The organism is Paraburkholderia solisilvae, from assembly GCF_902859875.1.
Classification (GTDB): Bacteria; Pseudomonadota; Gammaproteobacteria; order Burkholderiales; family Burkholderiaceae; genus Paraburkholderia; species Paraburkholderia solisilvae.
In genome coordinates, this window is sequence record NZ_CADIKF010000071.1 from 24,950 (window position 1) to 34,237 (window position 9,288).

The following is a 9,288-nucleotide window of genomic DNA, read 5'->3' on the forward strand; positions in this document are numbered from 1 at the left end:
TATGAAAAATCTTTCACTCAATATTCCCATGCTATTCGAAGTCGTCGTGCCGGCGGATTTCGAAGTCGAAGTCGAGCGTATTAAAAGGGCGTTCGATGTCGCCGAGGAGGAGGCTGAGGACGGCACCATTCCTCGCAATCGCAGAGGTTTGCAGATCGAGAAGCGCATGACGATTATCAGCGATGTCCCGGACGCGGAACTGTTTGTATCCGATGCGTTGACGACGAAACTTTCCGATCTGATTTCTGGGGCCATCGGGCGAGAGTGCAAGGCTCACATCGTATTCGTGAATGGCGGCAAACGTCGGCCGAATGATGATCGATACGCTGCGGACTTCGACCTCACGTTCGTAACCCTGCTCGATTAGGATACCGCTGGGGGAGGTTACCCTTCTCAAGGGACACCCCCTCCCCTTGGCACATTCGGTCGCGAATCAATTCCAACACCATCTAGTCGATGGCAATCGAGGCGCTCTCGGATCCGGGTGATGGCCCACCACGTGGTCGAAAGTGTGTGGTCAGTCCAGAGACGGTTGCGCCTTGTTTGAACCGGTTCTACGCTTTGCGTGCGCACGGGTCACATTAGACTTTTGACCGGCGTCCTTCCCTTCGGCCTTTGCGCGCGCGAGGCCGGCATGCGTACTCTCAATGAGCAGATCGCGTTCGAACTCGGCGACGGTTGCAATATCACACCCATCATCATCTTCCCGGCAGAACTCGTCAGGTCGACTCCACTGAGCACGAGGCAACGAACGCGCCTCCCATCTTGTTGAGCAGGTCGACGGTGGCACGCACGTCCATCGCGTTGCGGCGAGGCGGTCGACGGCCGCTGCCGTGACCAAAAGGCCGCAACGCATGGTTTCAGGAATCCGTGCCACGCTGCTGTCCGCTGTCTGTGAGGAGCATCGGTTATACATCGCCGCGATGTGTTTTCGAAAGCGCCGTAAACACAGCTTTGCCTTTATCTGATGGACGTTTCGGCAACGTCTCTTCACGCGTGAAGTCCGAACACGAACTGCACCCCCTCAAAGCGTGAAGCGGTGCGTCTACATCGTGAATCAAATGCATCGTCGTGACCTTAACGTGAAGGCATGTGTAAAGGCTCGGAGTAACGCATGGCGAATCGAAAACTCACTGAAGAACAATGGGAACAGGCACGCGATGAGTGGGAGCGTGACGAAGACGTCAGCTACGGAGATATCGCAAAGAAATGGGGCATTTCCAAACCGGCCGTGTGGCAGAAATCGCAGCGCGACAAGTGGCAGAAAGCGATTAATCCGCAGCGGCGCGCTTTGCTTGGGCCTGTTGTTGCGGAGGGGGAGAAGCGTGCACAGAGCTCGAGCCGCGCGCCCGATCTTCACAGCGCCGCCAAAAACGACGGTGAAGCCTCAGAATCGACTCGCACGGGGCCGGAGTACGCATCTGAATACCGTATTCCTGGCACTGATCCCGTGCGTCCCGGCTTCGAGCACGACTACACGACGGTTCAGTTCGTGCCACGGCCAACGCGCAAACCGACGCGCAAGGGCGAGCTCGGCGTGCAATACTTGCGTGAGCGTGACCAGCTGCTGAAGGACCACGACATCGAGCTGCGATATCACCAGAGCAAGCTCGTCGCCGCGGCGCAGACCAGCGACAGCACCGAGGCCGACCGACTGCTCAAGCTCGGCCGCGCAATCAAGGAAAAGCAGGACCAGCAATTGAAGCGGCTCGACGAGCAGTTCAACGGTTGCGTGGTTGTCTGCAACTTCTATCGCGTGCCGGGTAAGCAGCCGCCGATCCTGAACGCGGATGCCCTGCTCGCCCCTACCTCAACAGCAGAGCCGGAATCGCTCTGATCGGCGGTTGCGTTACGCGGCCACGGTTTCTCGACAGGCTTTGGTGATCGTGTTGGGTGCAACGCCGTATTGCTTCGCCAACGCGCGGGCGCTCACGTTGCCCTGCGCCATTGCGGCCTGTATCTCGGCTTTCTGCTCGGGTGTCAGCGACTCTTTGCGACCGCCTATGCGGCCTTCAGAGCGGGCACGGGCCAACCCCGCATGTGTTCGTTCGACCAGCAGGTCGCGTTCAAATGTCGCCACTGCGGCCAACACAGTAAGCGTAAAGCGTCCCGATGGACTGGTGAGGTCGGTCCCTGGGATAGCTATGCAATGCAGGCGCACGTCCATCGCGGTCAGCCGTTCAACGGTTGCGAGCACGTCGCTTGTGTTGCGGCCTAGTCGGTCCAGCTTGGTCACGATCAAAACATCACCCGCTTCGAGCTTGTGCTCGATCAACGCCTGAAACCCTGGGCGCTCCATCGCGGCCACGGTTCCAGACACGGTTTCCGCAATGACGCGCGATGCTGGGATGTCGAATCCGGCGCTCTTGGCTTCGAGAAGCTGGTTCGCGGTGTCCTGCGTGGCGGTGCTTACACGACTGTAAAGAAAAGTGCGGCTCATTGCGGTCCTTGTGCTCATCAAACGTGCGCACATCATGCCGGTGCGCAACATCGATAGCAATGGGATTGTTGCGCACTTTTTAAGGCCTGTTGGCATCGCGCAACTTTCGGTCGTTTGTTGCGCGGGGTAGTGCCGCCCCGGTCGCCTTTCGAGTAACGTACGTGGCAGTCCGCAATGTGAGGACACGCCATGCTGTGCAGGAGTGAAGATGCCTGAACTGGTCCGTATTACGGCCGACGCCATATTCAATCGCGAGATATTTCCGCGCGTGTCCGTTGCGCAGCCTGCCGATGGCTCTCGCAAGCGTGCGGTGCGTGGCGTCGATCCTGACGAACCCGCCATCGATCCGCGCCAGATCGATATGTGGGTCGATGCGCCGCCTGCAAAGCCCGAACGCACGCGCGGTGCGCTGCGCGGCCAAGTCCAGGTCGCGGACGACTTCGACGCGCCGCTGCCGGCGGATCTGCTCAGCGCGTTCGAAGGCGATTGAGCGGCGTGGCGTCCGGTCTTCGCAATCCCATCACTCGCGTCTGATCCGCATTAAGAACGGGATTTCCCGTCTGGTACTGTGCCGCCCCACCAAAAACAGCACGGGGAACAGTTTGGGCAGCGGACAAGACTTAGAACATATTCGGTCGATGATCGAAGCTAGCCGAGACAGCCGCGCGATCCTGCGCGTTGTCGCCGAACGGATTTCTGAACTGCTCGGAAGCTTCGAGTACGCATACAGAGAAACCGAACACGACGACCTGTTTCAATCGCTGACCGCAATCAGTGAGAATCTCCTGCATTGCGTTTTGGCATTGCTACAAGACTGGGTAGACGATGCGAACGCCCAGGATTCGTTATCCGTAGCATCTACCTACCTTCGCGGCGTCGGGCATGTTTTCGCCGCCATGCAGGCCTTGGGTGATAGCGTTCCGGGGAAGTGGGCAGGTGATTGTCGCGCCAAAACATTACGTCTGCTCGAGCGTGTCACGGGTGAGACACATCCCGCGTCGCTTGTCCACCTCACCGAATTTCCGATAGAACGCCAGCTGAACAACTTCATAGTCGACAATCTGCCAACAATGCCGGGGCACAAGCGCCCACTCGCACTATTCAATGCCGACGGTAAACGCGGCGTTGAATATCAGACCGGCGTTGGCCGAATCGACATTTTAGCGATCGCAAACGACGCTCTTTACGTCATCGAACTGAAGCGTGGTGCGGCAACGGACAAGGCGCTCAGTCAGCTTCTTCGATATATGGGCTGGGTGCGAATGCATATCGCGCAAGGGCGCGCCGTTTTCGGCGTGATCATCGGGGCGTCCATCTCTGAAAGCCTCAGATACGCCGTAGCGGCCGTGAGCAATGTGCATCTCTTGGAATACGATTTTGCCTTCTCGCTGCATTCGGTACCCGGCAACGGTTTCGCGTGACGTTCAAACGTCGTCGTCCGGCATCGTGTCGAAGCCGCCCGCCATCGTATTCTTAGCGCCGTCGCCGTAAAGCCTCCTTGCGATCTCTGTTCCGCCCGGCTGCTGCAACTGATCGGCGTCGCGTGACACGCGGTCTGTGCGGCTGCCACGCCAATTGCCGCCCCGCCCCTTGCCGTGCCCATCGCCAGCCGGTTTGCGGGGCCGTGGCGATGGCACATCGCGTTGATTGGGTTCTGCCTCGTCGCCCGGGATCTGCTTGGGCTTGATGCGCCAAGCTGGCCACGGCACGCAATGACCGATAATGACCCTCGCATAACCGTCGCGGCGGCCCCCCGACGGCGCGACTAATAGCTGCCCACAGGATTTGCTCGTGCGAAAAATAATCGACGCAAACTACTTTCAGTCGCCTGACTTGACGCGCTACCTCGAGACATCCAAGGCGAACATCGCTGTGCTTCCAGACATAGCCGGCATGGAGGCGTACAAAGGCGACCCCGTCAGGAATCTTGAACGGTCGTACGAGATTCTCCATCGATTCCCGCAGCAGGTCCTCATCCTGCGAGGGACTCGCATAATCGTAAAGACCGCAGCTGACACAAAGAACCACACGCGTTGGATGGTGGACAAGGAGCAGACAGCGGGGTTTGCGCAGTTTTACGGGCAAATCAAACGTGCAGCAGGTGGCGATGAGCCTCATATTCGCGCAGTGCAACGGACTGCGACGGACGCCGTTGAACATTTCAACCGAGTACGCCGCGACGTTGCTGAAATACCAGCTGCATACGATGGAATGGCCTCGATCTATACCGACGCCGATAAGCGTCAACTACGAATGGGCCTCGACCATACCAGTGGTCCGCTGCGAAACAAGATCGTTCGTCAGATGCTGGAACTTACCGCCTTCTCGCTCAGCAAGCATCCTGACGTGCAGGACTTCCCGCGGCGGTTGGACGCGGCTGTGCGACGACTTCCTGCCCGATATTCAATAGCGAACTACCTGCTTTTCCTCCGCAAGCTGCTCAGTGGAGGCCATCGCTCCGTCGGGAGCGATCACCTCGCTAGCGACGTCGCCGACATGATGTACATCGCGTACGCCACGTACTTTGACGGCCTGCTTTCCAAAGAAAAAATGGTCAATGAGGTATACCGCGATGTGCTCACCGTACTGTCTTGGATTGGGCAACGCGCCGAAACGTGAGCACCGCTTGCCCCCAGGGCGCACGTTAGTCGATCTCCGTGTAAAGCTTGGACGCGCGCCTTGAGCCGAAGCCCACCGCTTTCTTCTCGCGCACCGCACCGAATTGCACGCCGGCATGCGCGTCGAGGAACGCTGTGCGCTCGCCGACGAAGATCGCCGGCACGACGCCAGTCGAGCCATTGCGCTGCTTGGCCACGTTGAGTTCGACGATGCCCTTGTCTGCGCTGTCCGGGTTGTAGACCTCGTCGCGGTAGAGCAGCACCACGATGTCGGCGTCCTGCTCGATCTCGCCCGAGTCGCGCAGGTCGGACATGATCGGACGCCTGTCGGCGCGCTCTTCGAGCTTGCGGTTCAGCTGCGCGAGCACGACGACGGGGACGTCCAGCTCCTTTGCCAGTGCTTTGAGGCCGCGGCTGTTCGCGCCGACGGATTGCGTGCGGTTGCTGCCTTCGGTCTCGGCCATCAGCTGCAGGTAGTCGACCACGATGACGCCGAGCTTTCCATGCTCGCGCTTGACATCGCGGGCGCTGCTGCGGATCTGTGCGATCGACAGCTCAGGACGGTCATCGATGAGGATCCGGTCGTCGTTCAGATCGGCGAGGCCTGTGGTGAGCAGCGCGAAGTCGGCATCGACCATCTTGCTGCCATCTTTCAGCTTTGGGATGGGGATGCCTGACGCCCGCGAGAGCGCACGCAACGCCAACTGCTCGCCGGGCATCTCCTGGCTAAAGACCAGCGCCGGCGCATCGGTCGTACTGGCGGCGTCTGCGATCCCGAGCGCCGCGGCCGTCTTGCCCATGCTCGGGCGTCCAGCGACGATGATGACTTCGCCGGGCCGCATGCCGCCGTCGAGCTTCGCGTCGAGATCGCGCAGCCCGGTCGATACGAGTTTCGTGCGCTCGGCGTTGCCCTGGTACTCGGCATCGATGCGGTCGACGATGTCCGTCAACCATCCGCTGAGGAACTGGCGGCTTTTGGGTGCTTTCGGCAGCAGCGCCTCGAGCGCGGTGATCGCGGTCTCGACGATTGCAGCTGGTTCGGTACCCTTGGGATTGCGCGCCTTATCCGCGAGATCGAGCGCGACGCTGGCGATGTTCCTCAGTGTCCAGCGGTCGGCGACCATGCGGGCATAGCGCTTCGCATTGGCGCCGCCCGGGCTGCTTCCCGCGATCTGGTTGAGGTACGCGAGCGAGTCGTTCTCGGCATGGCTTGCGTCCTTCAACGCGGTCCACACGAGCATCACATCGGGCACGTCGCCTCGGGCCGAGATCCGGCGGATGGCGGCAAAGATGCGGCGGTGGGTTTGCAAGAAGAATTGCTCATCGCGCAGGAACTCGACGCGGTCGATAGCGCGCGAGTCGGTGAGCAACGCGCCGAGTATCGCCTGCTCGGCTTCGACGGTGACGTCGGCCACTGGGTTTTCGTGAATCGCGCTCATGCGGCTGCCTCGGGGTGGTAGCGGTTTTCAAGTGCGCGGGTGAAGCCCTTTTCGCTGATCAGAAAATCGAAATCGGCTCGCCAGTTCTCGTGACGCGGGCTTGGTGGCGTCCGGTTCGTCAGGAACAGCGATTGGCTGCAGACCTCGAAATACGTGCGCCATGCAGCCACGCCCTCAGCCGTTGACCCATAGCCGAACGGCACGGCCGTCATCTTCGCGGCCTGTCGCCAGCGCTTCTCGACGATTCGCCGGCGCTCGTCGCTGATCAGGCGCACGCGCGGGTTGTCGGGCATGCACTCGTGGTACAGCCTGACGATCTCTTCGACCGGGCACGCTGGCAGCTTCGATACCGCCTTGGTTGCCGTCGGTGCAGTGAGCTCGAACGGCTGCTGACCGTCTGCTTCGGCGGGTTCGGGTTCGTCCCTGGCCACCGGTGCTGCTACCAGGTCGCCAGGGACGTCACGCCCTGGGGACGTAGTAGTAGTTAACTCCTTTCCCTTCCCTTCCATCAATGAGCACTCCGTGAGTGTCCCCGCAAGAACAGCAGGATCAGGCTGCGGAAGGACCGTTTTCGACGGACGGTTGATGACCTGATGGCGCTTAAAACCCATGATATGCAAATAGTTTTCGCCACTCACGGAATACTCAGTGAGTAATCCGTGAGCGATCAGTGAGTGAATAATCGGCTCGCAGTCAATCGCGTCGGCCGGGAAGATCTGCATCTTCAGTTTTTTGGCTGACCGCTGGAGGTTGCCGTTGTCGTCCGCGAAGTTCCATGAGCCGATGAAGAACAGGCGAGCTGCAAGCGAAAGCTCGACCACTTTTTCATCGGTCCAGAAGTCGGGCTTGATGGTGCGAATGCGGGCCACTAGCGCACCTCCGACCAGAGACGCGGATCAAAAACAGCGCGGCGCCCTTCAGGTGCAGGCGGAAGCAGGCGCAGCAGACCGGCGATCACGCCCTTAACCGCGGCGTCCTTATGCCGCTGAGGGACCGACGCGACGCCGTGCGCGACCCAATGCGCGGCATCCCAGCGAGCTGCATGTGACACTTCATCGAATGTGTTCATGCGAACCTCGCGACGGCCTTGCGTGACAGTGCTGTGAAAAATCTCTGCCTAATAGGCAGGATGTAAGGCGTGGGAGCTGAAGCAGGAGGAGGCGGTGCTGGCAGGGAAGGCGGCGGGACAATGAAGGACAAGCTGGCGTCGTTAGAGTCATCAGCTGGCGTCAGCTCGCGGCGCATGGCGATCCATGCCTCAGCGCGGCGCATCACGTTGAACGACATGATGATCGGCCGCAAGTCGGCGACGACCGGCATGCGCCTCTCGATGTTCGTGCGCTTGATGATGCGCGCGACGGCCAGGCGACGACGGAATCTGGAGCCGGGACCGACGCCGATGATACGAAAGAAGCGGTCCGCTTTGGCAGTACGCTCCGAGCGCGCATGGGTGCGGCGCATCGACCGCGATGGGCCAGTATCAGGATGTGTGATCGCCGCCGGTTGGTCAGCGTATTGCTGCTTCAGTTCTGCAAGTGTAACCATCTGGGTTCCTTCGATGAGTGTTGGATCTCAGTTCGAAGGCGACCCGAAGACGACGGGTTGGTGTTGCGAATCTGCCGGTGCTGGGCTAACATTTCCACTCGTCGAATGTCCTGTTAGTCCTGTTGCCCGGCTTTCCCGTTTGCCCACGGATCAGCCTTCGAAAAGCCCCGATTGTCGAGATCGGGGCTTTTCACTTTCTGGTTGCGTGTGCAACCGTTCGCGGTGCGAAGAAAATACTCTATCCGAAATCACGCCGCTGCAACATAGCCCGCGGAGCGCCGGCGACGGGCGTTTCTGCCCCATGGACAATATTCTGCTCGAGCAACAAATCGCCCGGTTGCAAGCCCTTGTTTTATAAGGCTCTCAGTTGGGATGTACGAAAACCCCAGGTCGAAAAAAAATCGCACCCAAGCCGGCGCGCAGATGCGGTTTTCGTCACAGCGGCCGGATAAGTAGATCGCGTGATCCCCTTGCTGTCTGCGCCTCCGCCAGGGCGAAACGCGGGATGGGCTGCCGCTGCAGGGTTTGACCGGTTCCCGACACACCAATACCGGCCAACGAAAAAGCCGCCCGAGGGCGGCTTCTTTCATTTGCGGAGATATCGCGGATCGTCCGGATAGTATTGGCGTCCGTCTTTGGCCATCCACGCCCGGTTCGAATGCGCTCGGTAACTCGTCGCCATGTAGGCGACGCCGGCGACCTTTAACGCGCTTCGTTCCACGCGGCGATGTCGCCGATGCCAGATGGCCTTGTCTGCGGCTTCGGACTCGGCGCGCGAGTACCCGAAAATCGGGGTCTTTCGGCGGCTGCGGCTCATTTGCGCATCCACCGCGTGCCGTACAGGCTCGCATTCCACGCGCACTTGCCATCCTTGAGCATGCCCCACGGGTCGGAATACTCTCGGTGACTGCGCTCGATGAATTCGAGGTGCTCGACGTTTAGGCGCTGCTGCTCGCGCTTGCGATATCCGCGGTGCCACGCGGCTTTGTCGGTTGCTTCGGACAGGCCGTGAGACGTAATCGGCGTTTTCCTTCTGCTCCTGCTCATTGAGGTTCTCGGTAGTTGAAAATTACCTCATGGCGGTTCTCCTATTTGGTCGGTTTGCTTGGGATCAGATGGTGGCGCGTACAGGGAGTGAGCTTGCCCCCGAAAAACGAATCCCTTGCTGAACAGGTAAACTCAAGCAAGGAGAAGAACGATGACAAGCAAGGCAAAGCGAGCACAGTACACGCTCGAGTTCAAGCTG

At 60.0% G+C, this 9,288-nt stretch carries 11 protein-coding genes and 1 pseudogene; 5 read left to right on the forward strand and 7 right to left on the reverse strand.

The window, feature by feature from the left end; translation table 11 throughout:
* Window position 1: 1 nt before the first annotated feature.
* Window positions 2-367, forward strand: a complete 366-nt coding sequence (locus HV675_RS29175) for a hypothetical protein (RefSeq protein ID WP_175114931.1) — start codon at window positions 2-4, stop codon at window positions 365-367.
* Window positions 368-571: 204 nt separating this feature from the next.
* Here the strand turns inward: HV675_RS29175 and HV675_RS32655 are convergent.
* Window positions 572-809, reverse strand: a pseudogene (locus HV675_RS32655) (recombinase family protein); the annotation flags it as partial.
* A 305-nt stretch (window positions 810-1,114) separates the two neighbouring features.
* On the opposite strand from HV675_RS32655, the gene HV675_RS29180 reads away from it, so the two are divergent.
* Window positions 1,115-1,837, forward strand: coding sequence for a hypothetical protein (locus tag HV675_RS29180; RefSeq protein WP_175114932.1), 723 nt, complete (start codon window positions 1,115-1,117; stop codon window positions 1,835-1,837).
* A 12-nt stretch (window positions 1,838-1,849) separates the two neighbouring features.
* On the opposite strand, the gene HV675_RS29185 is transcribed toward HV675_RS29180, so the two are convergent.
* Window positions 1,850-2,440: a recombinase family protein gene (locus HV675_RS29185; protein WP_175114933.1), complete on the reverse strand. Its 591-nt coding sequence runs from the start codon at window positions 2,438-2,440 to the stop codon at window positions 1,850-1,852.
* 208 nt (window positions 2,441-2,648) lie between these two features.
* Between HV675_RS29185 and HV675_RS32660 the strand changes: the two genes are divergently transcribed.
* From HV675_RS32660 to HV675_RS29200, 3 genes are all read left to right on the forward strand, one after another.
* Window positions 2,649-2,930: a hypothetical protein gene (locus HV675_RS32660; RefSeq protein WP_175114934.1), complete on the forward strand. Its 282-nt coding sequence runs from the start codon at window positions 2,649-2,651 to the stop codon at window positions 2,928-2,930.
* A gap of 148 nt (window positions 2,931-3,078) precedes the next feature.
* The gene (locus HV675_RS29195; protein ID WP_175114935.1) at window positions 3,079-3,861 is read left to right on the forward strand and encodes an endonuclease NucS domain-containing protein; all 783 of its coding nucleotides are present in this window, start codon (window positions 3,079-3,081) and stop codon (window positions 3,859-3,861) included.
* A 370-nt stretch (window positions 3,862-4,231) separates the two neighbouring features.
* Entirely contained in the window at window positions 4,232-5,059 is an 828-nt protein-coding gene (locus HV675_RS29200) for a hypothetical protein (RefSeq protein ID WP_175114936.1), read from the forward strand.
* A gap of 25 nt (window positions 5,060-5,084) precedes the next feature.
* Here the strand turns inward: HV675_RS29200 and dnaB are convergent, their stop codons facing one another.
* The 5 genes from dnaB to HV675_RS29225 form a co-directional block, all read right to left on the reverse strand.
* Window positions 5,085-6,497, reverse strand: coding sequence for a replicative DNA helicase (dnaB, locus tag HV675_RS29205; RefSeq protein ID WP_175114937.1), 1,413 nt, complete (start codon window positions 6,495-6,497; stop codon window positions 5,085-5,087).
* On the reverse strand, window positions 6,494-7,366 hold the full coding sequence (locus HV675_RS29210; RefSeq protein WP_175114938.1) for a hypothetical protein: 873 nt from the start codon (window positions 7,364-7,366) through the stop codon (window positions 6,494-6,496). Before HV675_RS29210 ends, dnaB begins: the two co-directional genes overlap by 4 nt.
* Window positions 7,366-7,566, reverse strand: a complete 201-nt coding sequence (locus HV675_RS29215; protein WP_175114939.1) for a hypothetical protein — start codon at window positions 7,564-7,566, stop codon at window positions 7,366-7,368. Before HV675_RS29215 ends, HV675_RS29210 begins: the two co-directional genes overlap by 1 nt.
* Window positions 7,563-8,042 (reverse strand): hypothetical protein, encoded by a 480-nt coding sequence (locus HV675_RS29220; RefSeq protein WP_175114940.1) that lies wholly within the window; start codon window positions 8,040-8,042, stop codon window positions 7,563-7,565. Before HV675_RS29220 ends, HV675_RS29215 begins: the two co-directional genes overlap by 4 nt.
* Before the next feature lie 813 nt (window positions 8,043-8,855).
* A complete protein-coding gene (locus HV675_RS29225; RefSeq protein ID WP_175114941.1) occupies window positions 8,856-9,089 on the reverse strand; it encodes a hypothetical protein in 234 nt (77 codons plus the stop codon).
* Between the last annotated feature and the right edge of the window lie 199 nt (window positions 9,090-9,288).